This is a genomic window from Faecalicatena contorta (assembly GCF_003149105.1).
Taxonomy (GTDB): Bacteria; Bacillota; Clostridia; order Lachnospirales; family Lachnospiraceae; genus Muricomes; species Muricomes contortus_C.
Window position 1 is genome coordinate 76,451 of record NZ_QGDS01000004.1, and the last position, 20,573, is coordinate 97,023.

Consider the following 20,573-nt stretch of genomic DNA (forward strand, 5'->3'; position numbering starts at 1 on the left):
GTGGCTTTGGAAATGAGGTGTTTTCCGTATTCAGCCGGCCTTATGGGACAGGGCCACAACTTATCCTTGTGGCTTCCTGCTATCCAATCGTATCAGCCGCCAATTCTTAGGAAGACAGGGCTAGCGTTTCGAATAAGCCGAAAACTTTTGTGCTCTTACAGAGCATTTTCCTTCGCATCGGTGTTCTTTTTGCTTACGGCTGTTGAATCGGCACAGAGCGCATAGGGTTTCGACGCTGATGACATGTTCCATTGCACAGGCATCAGCAGTCGCAGTTTCTTCGCCTAATCCCAGCACATTATGCAAAAATCGATATATGACCGCAAACTTATCCAGCATCCGAACGGCAAAGGTTTCTCCTTCTGGTGTAAGCATCACCTGCCGGAACTCATTTCGGCACACCAATCCCATTTCATTCAGCCGGCTCATAGCGAGGCTGGCGCTGGCTTTGGATACGCCCAGTTCGTCTGCAACATCTATGATACGTACATAGTTGCTGCCCGCGCAGGAGAGTTCGTAAACGGCTTTTATATAGTGCTGCATTGATATTGTAAGATCAGACATATGATATCCCTCCCGTCCTCCTGCGGTAGTTTCAAGTTTCATATTGCTATAAACGGCCTGCCATCTTCAGCCCCGGCTATTGTTCGATTGTATTGGACAGAAATTGAAATTCAAAGCGAATGCCATCACCGGGTTTCTCACTTACAAACAGATGCAGGAAGTCATCGTCTCTCCTCAACTTGCTTCCATATATAAGGAAGCAAGGCCTCCCGCTAACCGCAGTCGGCAGGGCAGTCTTGCTCTCACTTTCATGCGCCCTTCCGGCTCCAGCCCCGGCTGTTTTCCCGGGCGCTGACAAAGCTTTTGTAGATGCCGCCCTGCTCCATCAGCGCTTCATGGGAGCCTTGCTGGGCAATACTGCCGTCCGCAATAACCAGAATCTTGTCTGCATGCCGTATGGTGTTCAGCCGGTGGGCAATGACCAGTAGTGTTTTCCCTTTGCACAGCTCGCTAATAGCCTGCTGGATGTAGATTTCATTGTCCGCATCTACGCTGGCAGTGGCTTCATCCAGAATGACAACGGGTGCATCCTTCAAAATGCAGCGGGCAATGGAAATACGCTGCTGCTCCCCACCTGAGAGGCTGGCGCCGCCCTCTCCCACCACGGTGTCAAAACCATCGGGCAGGGCCATAATAAAGTCATAGCAGCGAGCCTTTTTCGCCGCCTCCATCACTTCCTTACGGCTGGCGTCGGGCCTGCCCATGCTAATGTTGTTGTAGATGGTATCCCGGAACAGATAGACCCGTTGAAACACCATGCTGATTTGATCCATTAGCTCACTGAGGGGGACCTTTCGGATATCCTGACCCCGCACCAGAATCCGCCCGGACTTCACATCCCAAAAACGGGCGAGAAGGCTGGCGATGGTGGATTTCCCCCCACCCGAAGGGCCTATCAGAGCCAGCATCTGGTTTTTGTGGAGTTCAAAAGAGATATTCCGCAACACATCCTTTTCCCCATAGGCAAAGCTGACATTCTCAAACCGTACCTCAGGAGCGTCGCTGTGGGCGGGGATGGTATGCCTCCCTGTATCGGGCAGCTCCCGCTCAGAAAACACCTCGTCGATGCGGTCCATACAGCTGTTCATAACAGTGAGCCGCGCGCTTTGGCCATACAGTGCCTTGATTGGCCCGAACAGATCGAACACAAAGAGCATGATGCCCACCAGATAGGTCACATCCAGCATCCCCTTAAAATACAGGAATGCAGTCAGTCCGATTATAAGGGTGGTGCCAAGGCCGTAGATTAAATTCAGCCCCCGCTGCCAAGGCGTATGGTTTTCTTCAAACTCCAGGCTCGTTCGACAGGTTTCCTTAAAGCTGTCGGTGAGGATCTTGGACTTTTCCCCCAGCAGGTTATAGGTCTTGATGATGCCAATGCCCTCGGTGAAATCCAGAACCGATTCGGTGAGGTTTTCAAGTTGGGCCTGCCGGACGTCGGAGTCCTTCATGGCCTCTTTTTTTAGTCCCCGCCCCAATAGGGTAATGGCAAGAAGTATGCATAGCCCCGCAAGGCCAATCCACACATTGAAGAAAAAGAGAAATACCACCAGAATCCCCTGAGAGAAGAGATAGCTCATGAGGTCGGCCAGCACGTTCATACCGTTTTCCTCGATAAACACCATGTCGGTGGAGAGCACCGAGCTAATCTTGCCGATATTGCCCTCAGTGAAATAGCCCATTGGCATTTTGCGCAGATGCGCCCCCAGCTCCATCCGCTTGTCGGCATAGAGGAGGAACCCTGCTGCCGCTTGCAGCCGGTCGGCAATATGGTGGAACAGCATTTGCAGCAGCAACGCAGCCACCATAGCAAAGCCAATCTGCAGGCAGAACACAGGGGTGGCGGTGTCGTGATAAAAAGCTGCAAGGGCCAAAAATCCAAGCCCGATGGGTGCGTTATGCAGGATGCCCTTCAAAAAAGAGAATACAAAAGCCCACAAAATTCTGTGCTTGTATTTCCCCGAAGCGTTTACGATACGTCTGATTAAGCTGATCATACGGATTCTACCTCCTTTGCAGTGCTGACCTTCCATCCGGCGCTGCCCTGGGCAGCCTGCCAGAGTTTTTGATAGGCAGGGCAAGTTTTTAGTAATTCCTCATGGGTTCCCGCGGCAGCCAGATTGCCGGCATCTAACACGCATATCTGATCGGCATTGATAATCGACTGGAGCCGATGGGCGATGACAATGACCGTCTTGCCCCGGATTACCTCGGCAATAGCCTCATTCATCTTTTCTTCGTTCTCCGGGTCCATAAAGGCGGTGGCCTCGTCCAGCACCACGATAGGAGCATTTTTGAGGATTGCCCGGGCGATGGAGATGCGCTGGCGTTCTCCTCCCGAAAGCTGCTTGCCTCCGTCTCCCGCCATGGTGTGGACGCCCCGTTCCAGCCTGGCAAGGAACTCGCCGCACTGGGCCTTTTCGGCAGCAGCCAGCACCTCGGCATCGGTGGCGCCCGGCCGTCCAAGCCGGATATTTTCCAAGAGACTCATGTTAAATAGGAACTGTTCCTGGGCCACATAAGAGATTTGGTCGTTGAGAGCCTCAAGACTCATCTCCTGGATATCCTGCCCACCAACCTTAATCGCACCCGCCGTGACGTCATAGAAATGCACCAAAAGTTTGGCCAGCGTAGATTTTCCGCTGCCCGATTCCCCTACAAGAGCCGTCAGGCTCCCTTCGGGGATATCCAGCGTCACACCGTGAAGCACCTCGGTATCCTTGTAGGCAAAGCGTACGTCCTCAAAACACACGCCATGCCCCTTGCCATAAAATGGAGCAGCAGACTGGATAAGAGGCGCTTCGCTCATCATCTCTTCCAGATTGGACACAACATAGTTAATCCGCGCCATGCTGGGGAAAAAGCCCATGAGCCGCAGCAGCGGTGCCCCGATGCCGAAGGACATGCACAGCGCCAGGGCCAGATTTGGAAGAGCCGAATACCCTTGCAGAACAAAATACGACCCCACCGGCAGAACAAACAGCGCCACACAGGGGACAAGGCAGCCATAAATCGCCATCCACGGCCAACAAACCTTATACCATTTCAGGGTGAAGTCCCGGTAGCTCTTGATGCTGTTCTCGTAGCGGTGGTAGGATTCCCCATCCCGGTTGAACACCTTCACCACTTCCATGCCATTGATGTACTCCACGATGGTGCCGTTCATCTTCTGGGCTGAGGAATAGTAGTCGTTCATCGAGCTCATACCGCACCGGTACATAATTGCCATAGCGATGGCTCCCAGAGGCAGGGCCGCAAGCGCGAGCAGGGCCATCCTCCAGTCGGCGGCAAACATACCGAAGAAGACCAGCACGGGAATAGCCATATTGGCGATACCCTCCGGAATGGCGTGGGCCAGAGGGAGTTCGATGGTCTCGATGTCATCGATGAAGGTCTTTTTAAGGACTCCCACCCCTTTTTCCTGAATTACGCCAAGGGGCAGCTTTTCCAGCTTGCCTTGCAAGGAAATGCGAAGATTTTGAAGCGTATTGTAGGCCGCGTTGTGGGAGAGGGCAAGCCCCCTGATGTAAAATACCGCATACAGCACGGTACAGAGCGCAATGGCGGCCACCCGCCAGATGACATATTCCGCAGTAATCGGCTCCTGCAGGAGCAACGGCCGGATAATTTGGTAGATAAACCAAAATGGCAGCACCTGCATAACCATGCCAATCAGCATTACGGCGACGGCCTTATAGGTAGTTCTTCGATGCTCACCGGCATATCCAAGAATTTTTTTGAACAAAACGAAACCCTCCTTATGTAAATAAATTTCAGTTAGATTCCACTAACCTTGCGGCAGTTGAAAATCCCTTTGGAAAGGGATTGGTTTCATCTGATTAGCTGCCACTAACTTGTGGGGCAAATAAAACTCCCTTTATTGCAAGGGAATTTTGTTTTGCCGCATCGAATCCCAAAACATGATACCAATTGAACAGCCTGCATATCAGCTCACAAGGGGATTCGATTTGCTCCCAAGTGTAGCCATGGATAAAAGGCTCGCAGACTGTCGCCAAAAGATCGATAATTGTACTATCGATAATCTGATTATCATTTTAGCAAGCAGTGGACTTCTTGTCAAGAGATATGGAATATATGCTGAAAATTTTTACTTCCCTACGGCAAATTTAACTGATCACTCCCAAATGCGATTTTTAAATATGCAAAAGGGGGGGATTCTTTGGAATCTCACCCCTGCTTCAAGCCGAACGGCCACCTGGCTTCCAGCCAATGAATTTCTCCCGCATGAGGATAAAATCGGCATATAGTCCCCCTTCCCGCATCAGCTCCCGGTGCATCCCCTACTGAACACTCTTTCCCTGAACCAGCACGAAAATTTGGTCAGCACTCTGTACCGCTTCGAGCCGCTTAATTTAGGATAAATAGCTGGCCCTTGAGGTCATACCCGATGTTTTCAGGACAGTACCCTTTTTAAAGTATATTTGATTGTCAGGCTCCTTCAACCATATCCCGTCTGCGGTATCCAATATAGCCGAGTACCATGAAAAGAATGCTGATGGCTGTCATTATAATAAAGACTGTCCCATCAAACTTATCTACCGGCATCTTTGGAATCCAGCTTTGAACCGCTGTCTTTGAAAACCACTCCGGTAAATCTAAAATCCCCCCAAAGTAATTTAGGGCAAAAGAATACCCAAGATATCCATAGACAGCTTTACCTAGTTTTGGTGCCCATCCTAAAGCCAGCGCTGCAAGCCCTGTAAAGAACAATACAGAAGGAAGGAAATTATAGCCTGCAAGGATAAAATCTGCCATATTCATAGAGGAGCTGCCATCCATTACATACATTGCCGTACCTCCAAGACTTCCTGCAGACAGCAAGGTTCCCAATAATCCGGCAACGACTGCTAAAATAACATTCGTCCAATAGAGCTGGGCGCGGGTCACTTTTGTAGAATAAAGCTGGCTCAGATGCAGCCGCGTTTCTTCCGAAAAAAGTTTATTAACAATGACAACAGGCAAAATTGAAGCCAAACACATCGATACCATCAGAATGGTTCCTGTAAATGATTCTTCGATTGAAACGCCTGACAATGTAAACATTTGGCTCATCAGTTCATTGCTTTCAAGAAAGGTCTGCATATCTCCGTAAATCGAACCATAGGCTGCTCCCAGAATGACAAAAGAAATCAGCCAGCTAATGCTTACACCTTTGTTAATCTTAATAAGCAAGCCATGTACAGACAACAATGATTTTTTTGCTGCCGCCCGCCCTTCTCTTTCAGGTAAGTAGCCGGCCCCCATATCACGGCCGCCTTCAAGGATAAATGCAATAATCACTGCTATAACGCCAAAGACTGCGGCAAAAATTAAAGGTACCCAGTTATTTTCAGTAAACGGATAGGTCAAATAAACCCATCCCATAGGATTATACATTGAAAAATCAACATTTGACACATCTGTACCGGCACGGACGATATAGAGCAAACCTACAATCCCAAGAGACGACCCAGTTGCACCGGATGAGGTTGACATAATCTGTGCCATAACCAATGCAATCACAGCTCCCAGAATTCCTGCCATCCCGATAGATGCCCCAAACAAAAATGTTCCCTCTGCAGAAATCGTGTCTGCACCAAAACCAGCCATAATTCCGCCAATAATAAGTGCCATAAGTATATTAATAATCACTGTCTCCATAAGTACAGCAAGAGAATTAGCCTGACGTCCTACCTGATAGGAACGCACTAATTCAGTCAGCCCATGATCTTCCTCCTTGCGGGTATGGCTCACAACATGCAAAGCTGACATAATCATCGCGAACAAACCGCAGAACAGCAGCATTTCGTTTGCATACATGGCACCCAGAGTATAGTCGGCCGCCGTATTTACCGGAGTCGGGCCAACCATTGAAATCATCGCAGGATTCTGCATGGTTTCAAACATCCCCAGCAGCCCCTGCCCTTTGCCAATTTCTTCAAAAGCCGGAACAAAGCCCGCCGAAAACAAGCCCAGTCCTAAAATCCAGATTATAATTTTTTTCCAGTCACGTTTCAGATATTGTACAAACAGAACATCCCAACGTGCAAATTTTTCCCTCATGATGTTTTCCTCCGTTCCGACTCTTAGACTTCATAATGGCGCATGAATAAGTCTTCAAGCGTTGGGGGCACAGATTCGAACTTCTTAACACCTAATTTTGCCGCTTCCGACAAAATATTATTGATATGCTCATTATCTACAGAGAATGTAGCCTGGCTGCCTTTTTGTTTGAAATCGTAAATACCATCCACAGATGCCATCCTGGATACATCCCCTTCTGTTACCACAGTCACTGTAGAACGTGTTAAATGACGCAATTCATCTAATGTTCCGGTTTCAACAATTCTTCCCTGACGAATGATAACCACCTTATCAGCCAACCGTTCAACCTCACTTAAAATATGAGATGATAACAAGATTGCTTTCCCTGCATGCTTGATTTTTTCAACTTCATCCTGAAAAACAGCTTCCATCAAAGGATCAAGACCGGAAGTCGGTTCATCGAAAATATACAAGTCGGAGTCAACGGACAGTGCCGCAATCAGGCCAACTTTTTGGCGGTTTCCTTTTGAATAGCCTTTTGACTTTTTCTTAGGGTCCAGTTCAAAACGTTCAATCAAATAGTCACGTTTCGCCTTGTCTCCGCCCCCATGTAACTTAATAAATAAATCAATAATTTCTCCGCCCGTCAAACTGCCCCAAAGAGTAACATCTCCCGGAACATAAGAAACTCGCTTGTGAATCTCAAGACTGTCCTTCCAGACATCCTTGCCAAAGATTTTTACATCCCCGGCGTCACGGTTGATAATCCCCAGCAGTGTACGGATTGTAGTTGATTTACCTGCACCGTTCGGCCCGATAAAACCTACAACTTCCCCCGCATTTACCGTGAATGATACATCATGCAATGCTTTAAATTTACCAAATTTCTTTTGTAAGCCCTGTACTTTAACAATTTCTGACATAACACTTAAACTCCTTCTTAAAATAGTTTATAACGTGCTTTGCAGTTTAAAGCAAAGTTTGAATTTCAGAGAAATATATTGAACTCATAATAGTATTAAAGTTCATATTTCTGATTATTTTAGCTTGTTTTAAACCAAAGTTCATTTACGGATTCAATTATATATCTTTTTAGTAGGATAGTCAATAAAAAATCCATCATTTAAAACTATCATTTGCTTGATAATTCAAAACCATTACTATATAATAAGGTACAAGAAGGAATCTTGCTTGCAAGATTCTACGCCTGGGTTGGGTTGTGATAGCAACACCTTCTTTACTGCTGCAGTGCGATTCCCCGGAGGGTTTTTTATGTAATAGGAAAGGCACTTTCCTATTACATAAAAAATCTGAACAATACCACCTGAGAAATTCTTTTAGTTATGATAGATAGAAAGCAGGAATTATGAATGAATGGTTATGAAAAGCGGACACAGGAGAAAAAGAATCAAGTTTTAAAAGCAGCTTTTGAGTTGATGAATACAGACACCGGTACTGAAACCTTAACAATGGACGAGATTGCTAAAAAATCCAATGTTGGTAAGACCTCTATTTTTAAGTATTTTGGAAGTAAGGAAAACCTTATTTTTGAAGTTTTTAAGAATTTTCTAGGTAAAATGGAAAAAAGTGCCCTGGAAATCATGGCAGAAAATAAGCCCTTTGAGGAAACCATAATTGCCATAGCCCAGAACAAAATCCACTATTTGGATAAAATCAACAAACGGTTTTATTTGGATTTGATGGACTTTTTTACTCAGAAGGGGAATGACGGCCTATCTTTGATGATACAGCAATACAACAAGGAAAGCTTTCGTCTTATGCTGGATTTGTTCCACCGCGGACGTAAAGAAGGTAAGGTTGATCTGAAATATTCAGATGAATTTCTTTTAGTTTACTTTCAGGCCCTTGTTGAAGGTATCTCTGCCCCACACGTCTACCGCGAAATTCTCCCTTATACCGCTCAATGGACAGAATTACTGATTAAAGGTCTTGCACCAAGTAAATAAATTTGAAAGACTGATGTTTTTGAATAAAATGATGAAGCTGCTGCAAACACAGATAGATATTCTGTGGTGCAGCAGCTTCAAATATTATCCTATCAGGTTTGCTCTTTCAAGAACTTTTCATAGAATCCGATATGCTCTTCCACCGTAATTTTCTGACAGAGTTCGGCGATTAAATCGTAGGGAATATGCTTTGGGTTTTTAAAACGTATACAGCTTTTCCCCATATCCAGCTTAGTAGATACACATTTTGCGTATTCCTCCCTAAACCATTTCTCTACCTCTTCATTTCCATACAGCCCCATATGATACAGGGCAATATGATTCTTTTGAGATGCTATGGAAAGAAAAGGAAGAGGCTCGCCGGTTTTAACATGATACCCCTCCGGATATCTTGACAAAGGAACGATATAACTAATCATTCCATAAGCAATTTGTTCCTCAAATCCATCAGGCAGATTTTCCAAAACTATGTTTCGCAGCTTTTCTATCACAGGCCTTCTATCCTCAGGTAAGGCTGCAATATATTCCTGCACACTAGTAACATCGTATACCATACCCCTCTCCCCTTTCTTCCCAAAACATTTTTATCTCTTCAAAAGTAAACCCAGTGTTGAATTTAAACATTTCCAGCCCTACTTCTGAGAATCCAGAATAAATAAAGATGCATCCTGTCCCATAAATATTTTACTTCCAGTATAAAAAGTTTTAGATTGAATATTCCTGTACCCTATTTCTGTCATTCTGTCAGCTAACTCTATTTGATCAAATCCATTGTGAACCAGATCAGACATAATTTTTTCATTTTTATTAAAATCTACAATCAGTAAATGTCCGTTCTCATTGAGAATATCATATAACCTTGATAAAACCAGCTCAAAATCATTCACATGGAGTAAAACCTGTGCCATAAAAATGTAGTCTGCATGTAAGCCTAAATGACTATCCTTTTCAAAATCAAAGCATAGTGTAGATGCATTCTGTATGTTAGAACTTGAAATCTTTTGCTCTATTTGCTTAATCATGTTTTGAGATGCATCCAGAAAAAGTATAGAATTAAAATTATTTAATAAGTCCATTCCAACCAGGCCGGTCCCGCACCCAAAATCAATCCCATCCTTATTTGATGTATCATTTAAATATTCACGAATGGCATTTGCTGATACCTTTGCAATTTTGGCTCTTTCAGGAGTGTCATATACATCTGCCATCATTTCAAACTTATCTGTATTCCCCATAATTACCTCTCTGTTCTGCCTTAATAGATTTACGTTTCACCAATAGCATAATCCACTGCTGCCCTTGAATGAATCTCAGTTATATCAAATACTTTATCTTAGAAAAACCTTTCTTGCATTTATTTAGAATCCATTCTTTGGGCAGGCGGCATATAAAAACCGGCCGCACCCTATCTCTGATACATTTTTCATTAGTTCTCCGTTTAACCAGAGTGCAATATCAGCAAAAGCTCTGTCTGTAAACGGCCATTTTGAATGCTGCTTTGACTGATAATCTGTGTCTGACAACTTATTTAATTTTGAAACCCATTCATCGTGCAGCAACGAGATTCTTGCTTTTGCTTCTTCAACACTTCCCGGCCAGAGGATATCTTCTTTTTTCAGGGTACCATTTCCAAAATTGTAATCTAATGCGGTCGTCCACCAATATATAATATGCCACATAATCCAGGCAATGCTGGACGGTCCAATGTCATAACTTTCACTTTCAGGCCAGTCTGTGCACCATCCATCATCTTGTCTGCGCACCTGGAGTCCCCCGGGACTGAATGCCCAAAGTGCTTCTGTCTCTTCAAGATTGTCTATATGATAAAGATAAAGCTGCCAGCACATATCCAGCTGAAAAAGTATATTCTCTTTTACTTCAAAGTTTTTCATTGACTGTCTTTCTCCTAATACGTCCATAGTTTTTCTCTGTTACACTCGTGAATATTCTTCCTCAGACATTTCCTTTTGTATTCAAAATGTTATCTGGATATACCGACAAACCATGCTTCATACAATAAACATATAGTTTACCGCCAGTAGTTATTGGGATCCTGCAAGTTGGACTTTGCTCCGGATACAAACGATTCAAAAATACCCTGTCGCTTTTAACACAGGCAACAAAGGATATATAATGGTCTTTCATCATCGGATGATCAAAGGTGATAAAATACTCAGTATCTATTTCTTCTACTGTGATTTCCGGTACAATGGATGTGTCTGCGGGTAAAATATATTCTAATTTTCTTCCGCAGCAAAAGATAGATGCGCTCCCGGTACTAACCAGAATATTTCCACAGGAAGGGCAGACATAAAAACGTACTTTGTCAATGTTGCCGCTGTCCGGTTTGTTTGATGTAATTTCACCCTCCATCATCTGTTTCATATCAACACCCAAAATAGCAGACAGGTCAGGCCATAGCGACAGGTCAGGACATCCTAAACCACATTCCCATTTTGAAACTGTTTTATTTTGAATGCCTAACGCATCTGCAATATTTTTTTGAGTAAGTTTTTTTTCTTTTCGCAGTTTCGCAATCAATTTTCCTATTTTCGCGCAATCCATGTATCCATCTTCACCTCCGGTTTCACTCTTATTTTCACTTAGTATAACATACTTACAGAAACCTTGCGATTATTTGTACCAATCTTGCCGGAAGCTGTTTTAAATCGGTTATATCCAATGTGTTTTCAGCTCCATAAAGTTCACGGATGGCCTCTCTATCCTGCCCAATAGCTGCAGCAAGAAACCGGATGCCTTTACGCCCGTATTCCTGTAAAGTTTCTTTCATATCACGGGTTGCTTTCTCACCTGTGTAATCAGGCATAGCCTTAGGCTGCCCGTCACTGATGCTGATGATTAATTTGTTTCTTTGCGGCGCATGAATCAATCTGTCAGAAATAATACGTAATGCCATACCATCCCGGTTATTGCTGCGGGCCTGAATGTTCATAAGAGCATATTTTTCGTCTGCATCTCTACTTTCAAAGTCTACGTATGCATAAATAGACATTTGTTCCTGCCTGGAGCGGTCTGCTGTATCCCCATAAACCATAATCGGAACCCCGCATCCAGTACAAAATTCATATAAAGCGACGGCTGCCTGTTTTGCCGCATCCAGCCGGCCGAAAGCTGACATAGAGGCTGATTCGTCAATCCTAAGAGCAACCGCAAGAGAGGGTTCTTCCTCAGGCGGACGCTTGCGGGCAAATACACGGAAATCCAGAGAAGCAGCTTGATCCGCGCAAAATTTTGTGCCGTAAAGCTGGGATTTAGAAAATTCAGCAGAAACTTCATGTTCTAAAAGGGGGTTTGTTTTTTGAATTAGTTCCCGAATGACCGGCAGCAGACCAGCAGCCATGTTATTATATTCTTCCCTGTCTTTCGCAGCAGCTTCCGGGCGGTGTACAATAAGCTTAATTGCTTCATGACAGCTGGCTTTCACACTTTGCCGCGCTTCTTTATTTAATTGTTTGCGGAATTCCTTTTTTTGCTCATTTGTTGGCGGTTTATCAAGCTCATGGTAAAATGGGGTGCCATTTTCTCCATTATCCTTGCTTGGAATATCCGTATTTTTATCACTGCTTGTATCTGAATGCCCTTCACTGTCCGCTGATTTTCTCAAGCGGACTGCATTTTTGTCTGTTTTATCGGCTTTATCTGCTTCTGCAAGGAATTCTCCATTTTCGGAAATTTGAAGTTCTATGACTTCCGGATTATCTCCGTCCGGATGAGAATGACAAATACCATCCAATTCTTCAAGCTTATCTGTCAGGTCATGACTCTCCAGTGCCTGCTCTAAAATAGCAAGCTCCTGAGGGTCAGTAGTCATTTTGTAAAGCACCTTATGATACAGCGTGCTTTGTACCGATGCGCCACTTGCAACAGCATCCGCCCAAAAGATATAAGACCGCATCCCGGCCACGCCTTTAATTGCATTCGCCCGGGCTGTTTCATCCAGCAGGATGATTGCATCGGCCAAAAGAGAAAGGACATTTTCCGCCCGATATCCGGTTTTAGCCCGGGCCCGTTCCATCATAATCTCCCTGGGTGGCAAGTCCAGCTTTTCAGCATGCTGAACCCTGTCCCGCAAAGCCTCATTCAAAGGGCGGAATCCGTTGTAGCCTCGGTTTGTTGTAATAACAGCCATAAAATCAGGATGCCTGTGTACAATGCGGGTTGGTAAGTTCAGACTGCCGTCCGGCTCCAGTGCTGAATTCAGAGCCATTAAGACAGCAGCATCACGAATCACTGTAGGCTCCTGAATTTCCAAGAGCCATCCATTTTCATAGGCACGGACAATTTCTGAGGGATAATACCGGTATTCAACCGTGCCTGATTTATCGTTTTCAGATAATACCGGGAGAATAGAACCCAGCACATCAGATTTATCCATGTCAGCAAAGCAAGTCACTTTTGTGTAGGGAAGGTTAAAATCAGCAGAGAGAGCCTTGGCAAGCTGGGTTTTCCCCGAACCTGCATCGCCTTCCAATAAAATTGTACTGATTTTCATTTCACCGTGATTCCAATTCCTTGCTACTTCTTGATAGATACGTTTCTCTGCTTCACTTTCAATATGTGAAGGTGGTTTTTGCCAGACAAGGGACTGCTCCTCTTTAGTCAGCCGTCTGGCAGGCGACAAAACACAAGTCTTTTTCATATTAATAAAGCTCCAATTCTTTTAAAATGTGGTTGAGCGCCCTCTGGCGTTCCCCAATTAATTCCCCTAAATCATTCAGGCTCTGTGCAAATGCTTTGATGTCCTCATTAATGTTCCTATTATCTGTACAAACTTCTACCGGCAATACACCGCCTTGTACTCCAATTCGTTCCACTGTGGGCTTTTCCGGATCATATAGGAGGGGAAACCGGTAAGCTTCCTTGAAATAAAGTAATGTTTTGGATAAAAGGATCATCAGGTCAAATATCTGATGAATAGGCAGCTCCTCTGCCAAAATAAACTCACCATCTTTATCCTTTTTCCAAATCTGCGCGGCAATCTGCATTTTTTTATTTTCTTCCAGCACAGGCGCACCCAGCGTCAAACGTTGGATGCTTGATTGATACGCATTTCTCCCGTCTATACGGTCATAATCATTTGATACAATTACAATCTTTTCATTCATCGCCATATCTTCCTTGCATTTGGATTAGAAGCAAGACACTGCTCCCTTAAACTTTCTAATTTCGCTGTTTGATCCTCATGTGGGTCATCATATTTCAGCACCTTCAGAACTGACAGCTCAAAGCCTTCCTGACCATATTTGTTCCAAAGCCCCTGTAATTCTTTGTTGGGGTGCCAGTTAGCCCCCAGCTTCACATTTGTGCTGTTAAAATCTGCTCTTGTATCTTTAGAAATTCCTAAAAATACGTCTCCCGTGTCTTTACAGCAGTAAGAAATAACACCCATTTCCGGGTGTCTGTTTTTGTAGAGTTCCAAAAGTTCTTTTTTTCTTTTTATATCCATTTCATTCACCTCGGATTTATTGTAGTTTGAAATACTAAAAAAAATAATCCACGCTCCGTAGACCATGTAAAAAGCTGTTGCCTTTAAGTTTCTTCTCCCCTCCATTTTCAGAAGCAAAAAAGAAGCCAGCATAATCAGCTAACTCCTTTCAACGGACGATATTAAATTTTATATAAAAGCAGCTTCCCTTAATGGGCGGATTCCTGAATTACAGAAATCGTCTGACCTTCTTACAGTATTCCATATATTTCTCGCCGTATATCTTTTTTAGTGACTGCTCTTCAAGCAGGATTTGCCGGTTAAAAAGCCATATGCCGATAAAAACGTAAATTAATATTATCCAATTCGGAATAATCAAAAATATTCCTATTAGAACCAACCCAAACGCTGTATATATTGGATTACGGCTGATAGAAAATGCCCCCGTGGTCACAAGCTCTCCGGGGTGGTCTTCATCCAAACCGACACGAAAGCTTTTTCCAAATGAAATCAGAGCGTATATAAACAATAAAATACCTATTACACATGCAGCTGCGCCTATCCATCCAACAAAATCATTGTGAAACAATTCCGTTCCGATTTTAGGCAGGCCAAATGCACTTGCGAATACAATATAAAATAGCAGCAAGGCACCTGGCGGGATTAAAAAGTCCTTTTTATCCTTCTCGCCAAATTGAATGGCTTTTATTCCTAACTTTTTTAATTGAGTAGCTCGTATTAAAACAAGTATTATAAGTAAACATAATGTTGCTATCGCCACATATCTAGTCATATCGTTTCCCCCTCTGCCATCAGGCAAACCCCGGGTTACCGCAGCCGCCTTTCCGATTTTTCCTGATACATCAGCTTATCTGCCACATGCAGAAGCATGTCAAGGTCGTCACCGTCCTCCGGAAATATTGCATAGCCGATACTGGGCAGTACCTTGATAGGATATCCGGAAATATGAAAATCCTGTTCAAAGCGATTGAAAAGTTGTTCTTTGGCACGCAGAAGACTTTCAACACTCTCAATTTCCGGCAGTATCACCAGAAACTCATCTCCGCCCAAACGAAAAGCCGTCTCATTTTTTCTGGTGCTTTCTTTTAATATCCTCGCAGTTTCAACAATCACCATATCTCCCACACTATGGCCATAAGTATCATTAACACTCTTGAAATGGTCCAAGTCCAGCAGCAGAATTCCTAATTTGCATTTCTTTTGTTTCGCAGCTTCAAGAACAATCGTTTGATACCTGTTAAGAAAATTCCGGTTGAACAAGCCTGACAAGAAATCATGAGTGGACATCGCAACAATCTTATTGTTGGATTTTATATATTTATACACCAGTAGTCCCGCGGAAACACAAAGACAAACAGTGAAAGAAAACAGCAGCAGAAACAACCACAGGTTGTCCACCCAGCCATTTGACGAGCTGACTGTAATATTCCAGTTGATAAAATCCGGGTCCACGGCAAACTCCAGCTTAGAATTCGCATTGGAATCTATCGAGTCATAAAATGGAACGAGTTGATTCTCCTGATTGTAGATTTCAATATCTAGTCCAGAGCTTTTCGCATAGGACTCAATCTCCTCCAGCATTTGCTCACTCTTCAGCACAATGGCGATTTGTCCCCAGTATCCTGTATCTTCCATGACAATTGGAAGCCTGACAATAAAACCATGTCCGCTTTGCACCAGATCCACAGGACCCTGCAAAACAGGTTTCAGCTCCTGTTTTACTTTCAGCACAAGATCCTTCTGCTCCTTCACCTTGGACAAATCCACTCCGATTGCCTCAGCATTGGACTCCTGGGGATAATTCCATATGATGGTCGTATCCTTAAGAACGCCCACATTGCGGATGTATTCTGAGTTTGTAGAAAGAAGCTTGTCCATATAACGATAGGAAACCTCTGCGTCCAGATTAGGCTCCAGTTTGATATAAGCCTCATAACCCTGAAGCAGTGTGACGTTAGAATAAATCAATCGTTGAACCCTGCTTTCAAAAACCATATACCTGTCGGTTGTTTCCAAAACCTCTCTCTGCCTAATGCTATTGTGCACCATCAGTATAAAAGAAAGGCAAATGGAAAATAGAGCGGCAGCGGCAGCCAGGGAAATAAGCAGCGGGTTTGTTTTTTGGAGGAACTGTTCATTTTTTCTCATATTAGTTTCATAAATCCTTCTTATCCTATCCTTTGCAAACTAATGCAAAGGAAATATATTTTTGATATTATAGCAAAGCCAGCATGTTAATACAAGGCAATTGGAATAGCTGCTTCATTAAAAATTGAGGTTTGCTTTCCGGGCCTGGCTGCATAAATCCCGTACATTTAGAGTATAGGTCTTACCATCTTTCATAAAATGTGTTCCACATTGCCGAAACTCAAAATGAACATTATTGGAAATACACTGCTCTCTTATGTTTAACACCCAATTATAATCAAGAAGCCGTGCATTTTTATCAGACTCGCCTCCAACAACAACCAATTCTATATTGTCCAGATACGATTCCAGGTTTATACCTTCAATCATAGGCTGGCAGATAATATTTTTATGCTTAATCGGCAGCTCTCTAAAAATGGAAAGGCGGTAATCCGCTCTGTCTTGATTTTCTACAGTACACCCAACAGTAACATTGTCATATCCATCGTTCCAATCATCAGGCATGCAGTCCTTAAAGCGCTCAATCCGTTTTGTTAAGAAAATAAAATGTAAATCGGAACGTTCCCGTATCATTTCCCAACATTCAGAACGCCATTCGTCTGCTTCTTCGATTAAAAAATCGGTGGAAAAACATAAATACACAACCTGTCCAGGCTTTATTTTATACGCTCCAGATTTATTTTTCATAATGGGGGCATAAAAATTATCTGTTTTCACAATGTTCCAAGTATCAATTCCTCTTTTGGAATCGCCTTTGTGTATATAACAGTATTTACAGCCATCACTATACCGGCGGCACCCCCGCCATGGATTCCACATAGCCATATACAGCTACCTCCCCGCTTTTTAGGTTTGAAACGTCCATTAACGAACTTCTCTTTGCAGTTGTTATATTAATTATATATGACCACCCAAATAATATCTATTGTATTAACAACATAATTGAATTATATTCCAGTTATAAAAGCAAATGGAATAACAGATTTGCCTCTTGTAATTATAGAGAAAGTAATATATAATGCTCCATATAGAATCTATTTGGAATATATTCGGTTGTGAGAGGAGTATGAAAATGAAAAAGGAATTTAACTGCAACGAAAAGGTAAGCGTTAATTTTAGTGCAATGGAATTAGGCCAGATAGACGCGTTGGTGGAACAAGGCTTCTATTCAGACCGTTCTGACTTAATCAGAACAGCCGTAAGGGCTGAATTGGATAAACGCTCCAATGATTTAGAAATTATCTTGAAAGCAAAATCACCATACGAAATTTTATCATCGGACAATGATGGCTTAATTGTTATGACGGGTATCTTAAGGCTAGGCAGAAAAGAACTGGAAGCATACAAAGCGGGAGGCATAAAGCTGGTTATTAAAATGATTGGTGCGTTTATCATTGAAAAAGATGTATCTGCAGACTTGGTAAAAGAGACCATCCAAAGTGCAAAAGTATGGGGAAAGATAAATGCCACAGATGAGATAAAAAAGATACTTCAATAAATTTGACATTAAAGGGGATTTTCGATATAGTTACGTCAGAAAAACTTGGAGGCCTGTAATGAACACTGCAACTATTTTATACCTTTTTCCACTTCTGTTAGTTATTTTTTCTAATGTATTTTATCATATTATGAGTAAGCAAATACCCGTCTCACTAAATCCTTTTCTGGGATTAACCATTACATATGCAGTGGCATTTTGTATCAGCATAGTGTTATTTTTGCTTACCAAAAAAGAAAACTTTATGACCGAATTGCGTGAAATAAATCTGTCAAGCTTCTTAATCGGAATTACTGTTTTAGGATTAGAAGGCGGATATTTACTAATGTACCGTAACGGGTGGGAAATAAGTAAAAGTTCCCTGGCTGCGAATATATGTGTGGCCGTTATTCTGCTGTTTATAGGTTTGTTTTTCTATAAAGAAAGTATTTCTGTAAAAAAGCTGATTGGTGCCGCGCTCTGTATTTTAGGAGTTTTTATTATGAACGCAAAATAAGCAGTATTTCTTATACCTTTGCCGTCATCCGGCAAGGTAATCCTGTCATTTCTGCGTATTTGACGGGACATTCCATTGTAATGCCTAACTAAAAATAGTACAATATAGATATGGAAATTAAAATTATACGCTATATGGAAGGAGACACAATTATGAATGATAAAACTGTGGTATTGAATGCCAGTTTGGTAAATTATGATGGGAACATTGACTACTCCCAAATTGCATCTGAGGTAGTAATTTATGATGAGACGCCTGAAGATAAAATTTTAGAGCGGGTTGAGGGTTTTACAATTGTTGTAACGAAAGAAATGAAAGTCAGTGGTGACATTATTAGAAAGTTTCCTGATAGTGTAAAGATGATTTGTGAAGCCGGAACCGGATATAATAATATAGATTTGGATGCAGTACGTGAAAAGGGGATTATGTTATGCAACATCCCCGCATACAGCAGTGAAAGAGTTGCACATACAGCAATCCTCTTGATTTTAAATCTGGCAAGCTCAATGCAAAAACAGATTCGTATGCTTTCAGAAGGAAATCATGATAATTTCCATAAACACTTAATGGTAGACCATGTAGAATTAAACGGTAAAACACTGGGCGTTATCGGTTATGGAAATATCGCAAAAGAAATAATCAAAGTTGCACAAGCACTGGGAATGAAAATCTTAGTCTCTACCAGGACCCCCAGAGCGGATGAAGGGGAAATTCACTTTACAACAAATGAAGAAGTTTTAAAGCAAAGCGATTTTATTTCTCTTAATTGCCCTTTAAACGAATCTACAAGACATATGATTAACAAAGAAACATTGGCAATGATGAAACCAACAGCGTATTTAATCAATACTGCACGAGGAGCACTGATTGATGAAAAGGAGTTGATTAATGCATTACAGAATAATGTAATAGCAGGTGCAGGATTAGATGTGCAGGAAGTAGAACCGTTAGATAATGCAAGTCCATTGTATACAATGGATAATGTTATCATTACTCCACATATGGGTTGGCGGGGACTAGAGACAAGGCAGCGTTTAGTATCCATAATCCGGGATAATATCAGCGCTTTTTCTAAAGGACAGCCAGTTAACAGAGTGGATTAAGGATTGCTCTTGAATAACCTTTCACCTGATGCCGGGTAAAAATGTTACCATTAGGCCGGTATTGACAAAGTATATAGTATATTTTCTAGAATTTATTGGTATTATATGTTATTATGCGTTATATTTTAGATATCAATCAAATCAGGAGGTGAATTATGGGGATTATTGGTTGGATTATTATTGGTGCTTTAGCCGGTTGGCTTGCAAGCATTGTAACTAAGAACAATAAAAAGATGGGCGCATTCGCAAATATTGGTGTAGGTGTTGTTGGCGCTTTTATCGGTGGTTTCATTATGAATCTGCTGGGAGGAACAGGCATTACCGGCTTTAATATTTGGAGCCTTCTTGTTGCTTTTATTGGTTCATTGATCTTTTTGTGGATAGTTAATGCAGTGCGCAAATAAAATATACAATATTTTTTGATAAGTGAGAAAGGTTCAAGTTGGACCTGTTGACAAACTAATAAAATCAGCCTTAGATATGGTAAAACAGAGATATAAAACCATGTCAGGAGGCTGATTTTTAGTTTCTTTGGTTTGTACCGCTACTCTTTTTGAGCAACCAACATACTAACAAAGGGTGTTAAAGGATTTTCCAATATGTTTGCTGGTTCATCATATTGATGAATGATCCCTTGATCCATAACAATCATCTTAGTACCGAGTTTGACTGCCTCTGCTATATCGTGGGTAACAAAAACTACCGTGATATTTGTTTGTTTATAAATCCGCTGGATTTCCTCCTGAAGCTGCACCCTGGTTATTTCGTCGACTGCTCCAAATGGTTCATCCATGAGAAGAATGTCCGGGGAAGCTGCTAATGCTCTTGCAATACCGACTCTCTGCTGCTGACCTCCGGAAAGCTCACTTGGATATCGATTCAGCATATCATTATCAAGCCCCACAATATCCATCCATTTATTTACTGCTTTCTTAGTTTTCTGCTTATCTTTTTTGTTTAAAAGATTCGGAACATATGAAATATTTTCTTCAACCGTCATATGAGGAAATAAAACACTTCCCTGAATGGCATAGCCTATATTTCGCCGGAGCGTAATTAAATCTTCATTCCTGATATCTTTGCCACCTACCAGGACCGTACCTTCATCAGGTATTACCAGGCCATTTATCATTTTTAAAATGGTAGTTTTACCACAGCCTGATGAACCTATCATTGTAATAAATTCGCCTTTTCCAATGGTCAGGCTGAAGCGGTTAACAACAGTGGTGTCCCCATATGCTTTCCTAATATCCTTAAATTCTATCGCTGTATTCATTTTATCACC

At 42.5% G+C, this 20,573-nt stretch carries 22 protein-coding genes; 6 read left to right on the top strand and 16 right to left on the bottom strand.

The annotated features are described in order from the left end of the window. Positions 1-120: 120 nt before the first annotated feature. The 3 genes from A8805_RS08320 to A8805_RS08330 form a co-directional block, all read right to left on the bottom strand. On the bottom strand, positions 121-564 hold the full coding sequence (locus A8805_RS08320; protein ID WP_181392777.1) for a metal-dependent transcriptional regulator: 444 nt from the start codon (positions 562-564) through the stop codon (positions 121-123). A gap of 248 nt (positions 565-812) precedes the next feature. Next, on the bottom strand, positions 813-2,561 hold the full coding sequence (locus A8805_RS08325) for an ABC transporter ATP-binding protein (RefSeq protein ID WP_109709972.1): 1,749 nt from the start codon (positions 2,559-2,561) through the stop codon (positions 813-815). Continuing rightward, complete coding sequence (locus A8805_RS08330) at positions 2,558-4,309, bottom strand: ABC transporter ATP-binding protein (protein WP_109709975.1); 1,752 nt, start codon at positions 4,307-4,309, stop codon at positions 2,558-2,560. Before A8805_RS08330 ends, A8805_RS08325 begins: the two co-directional genes overlap by 4 nt. Before the next feature lie 175 nt (positions 4,310-4,484). On the opposite strand from A8805_RS08330, the gene A8805_RS22320 reads away from it, so the two are divergent. Continuing rightward, positions 4,485-4,832 (top strand): hypothetical protein, encoded by a 348-nt coding sequence (locus A8805_RS22320; protein WP_207657682.1) that lies wholly within the window; start codon positions 4,485-4,487, stop codon positions 4,830-4,832. Between the two features lie 181 nt (positions 4,833-5,013). Here the strand turns inward: A8805_RS22320 and A8805_RS08340 are convergent, their stop codons facing one another. After that, entirely contained in the window at positions 5,014-6,627 is a 1,614-nt protein-coding gene (locus A8805_RS08340) for an ABC transporter permease (RefSeq protein ID WP_109709977.1), read from the bottom strand. Positions 6,628-6,650: 23 nt separating this feature from the next. After that, positions 6,651-7,532 (bottom strand): ABC transporter ATP-binding protein, encoded by an 882-nt coding sequence (locus tag A8805_RS08345; RefSeq protein WP_109709980.1) that lies wholly within the window; start codon positions 7,530-7,532, stop codon positions 6,651-6,653. A 447-nt stretch (positions 7,533-7,979) separates the two neighbouring features. On the opposite strand from A8805_RS08345, the gene A8805_RS08350 reads away from it, so the two are divergent. Then, complete coding sequence (locus A8805_RS08350) at positions 7,980-8,576, top strand: TetR/AcrR family transcriptional regulator (protein ID WP_109709983.1); 597 nt, start codon at positions 7,980-7,982, stop codon at positions 8,574-8,576. Positions 8,577-8,668: 92 nt separating this feature from the next. On the opposite strand, the gene A8805_RS08355 is transcribed toward A8805_RS08350, so the two are convergent. The 10 genes from A8805_RS08355 to A8805_RS08400 form a co-directional block, all read right to left on the bottom strand. Beyond that, positions 8,669-9,130: a DUF1801 domain-containing protein gene (locus A8805_RS08355; protein ID WP_109709985.1), complete on the bottom strand. Its 462-nt coding sequence runs from the start codon at positions 9,128-9,130 to the stop codon at positions 8,669-8,671. Between the two features lie 78 nt (positions 9,131-9,208). Then, positions 9,209-9,811 (bottom strand): class I SAM-dependent methyltransferase, encoded by a 603-nt coding sequence (locus tag A8805_RS08360; RefSeq protein WP_109709988.1) that lies wholly within the window; start codon positions 9,809-9,811, stop codon positions 9,209-9,211. A 123-nt stretch (positions 9,812-9,934) separates the two neighbouring features. Then, positions 9,935-10,468, bottom strand: coding sequence for a DinB family protein (locus A8805_RS08365; protein ID WP_109709990.1), 534 nt, complete (start codon positions 10,466-10,468; stop codon positions 9,935-9,937). Positions 10,469-10,529: 61 nt separating this feature from the next. Then, positions 10,530-11,141, bottom strand: coding sequence for a helix-turn-helix domain-containing protein (locus A8805_RS08370; RefSeq protein ID WP_109709992.1), 612 nt, complete (start codon positions 11,139-11,141; stop codon positions 10,530-10,532). Positions 11,142-11,193: 52 nt separating this feature from the next. Beyond that, a complete protein-coding gene (locus A8805_RS08375) occupies positions 11,194-13,236 on the bottom strand; it encodes an AAA family ATPase (RefSeq protein WP_109709994.1) in 2,043 nt (680 codons plus the stop codon). Position 13,237: 1 nt separating this feature from the next. Next, entirely contained in the window at positions 13,238-13,702 is a 465-nt protein-coding gene (locus tag A8805_RS08380) for a DUF6530 family protein (protein ID WP_181392778.1), read from the bottom strand. Continuing rightward, a complete protein-coding gene (locus tag A8805_RS08385; protein WP_330405887.1) occupies positions 13,699-14,175 on the bottom strand; it encodes a GIY-YIG nuclease family protein in 477 nt (158 codons plus the stop codon). Before A8805_RS08385 ends, A8805_RS08380 begins: the two co-directional genes overlap by 4 nt. A gap of 76 nt (positions 14,176-14,251) precedes the next feature. Then, entirely contained in the window at positions 14,252-14,815 is a 564-nt protein-coding gene (locus tag A8805_RS08390) for a methyltransferase family protein (RefSeq protein ID WP_109709998.1), read from the bottom strand. 35 nt (positions 14,816-14,850) lie between these two features. Further along, entirely contained in the window at positions 14,851-16,191 is a 1,341-nt protein-coding gene (locus A8805_RS08395) for a diguanylate cyclase domain-containing protein (RefSeq protein ID WP_109710001.1), read from the bottom strand. A 117-nt stretch (positions 16,192-16,308) separates the two neighbouring features. Next, positions 16,309-17,016 carry a DUF5131 family protein gene (locus tag A8805_RS08400; RefSeq protein ID WP_109710003.1) on the bottom strand — a complete coding sequence of 236 codons (708 nt, stop codon included), beginning with the start codon at positions 17,014-17,016 and terminating at the stop codon, positions 16,309-16,311. 247 nt (positions 17,017-17,263) lie between these two features. Between A8805_RS08400 and A8805_RS08405 the strand changes: the two genes are divergently transcribed. The 4 genes from A8805_RS08405 to A8805_RS08420 all read left to right on the top strand — a co-directional run bounded on the left by A8805_RS08405 (position 17,264) and on the right by A8805_RS08420 (position 19,692). Continuing rightward, positions 17,264-17,689 (top strand): hypothetical protein, encoded by a 426-nt coding sequence (locus A8805_RS08405; protein WP_109710005.1) that lies wholly within the window; start codon positions 17,264-17,266, stop codon positions 17,687-17,689. Positions 17,690-17,747: 58 nt separating this feature from the next. Then, the gene (locus A8805_RS08410; protein WP_109710007.1) at positions 17,748-18,185 is read left to right on the top strand and encodes an EamA family transporter; all 438 of its coding nucleotides are present in this window, start codon (positions 17,748-17,750) and stop codon (positions 18,183-18,185) included. A 152-nt stretch (positions 18,186-18,337) separates the two neighbouring features. Further along, positions 18,338-19,288 (top strand): 2-hydroxyacid dehydrogenase, encoded by a 951-nt coding sequence (locus tag A8805_RS08415; RefSeq protein WP_109710009.1) that lies wholly within the window; start codon positions 18,338-18,340, stop codon positions 19,286-19,288. Positions 19,289-19,443: 155 nt separating this feature from the next. Continuing rightward, positions 19,444-19,692: a GlsB/YeaQ/YmgE family stress response membrane protein gene (locus A8805_RS08420; RefSeq protein WP_109710012.1), complete on the top strand. Its 249-nt coding sequence runs from the start codon at positions 19,444-19,446 to the stop codon at positions 19,690-19,692. Positions 19,693-19,832: 140 nt separating this feature from the next. On the opposite strand, the gene A8805_RS08425 is transcribed toward A8805_RS08420, so the two are convergent. Next, positions 19,833-20,564 carry an ABC transporter ATP-binding protein gene (locus A8805_RS08425; RefSeq protein ID WP_109710014.1) on the bottom strand — a complete coding sequence of 244 codons (732 nt, stop codon included), beginning with the start codon at positions 20,562-20,564 and terminating at the stop codon, positions 19,833-19,835. Between the last annotated feature and the right edge of the window lie 9 nt (positions 20,565-20,573).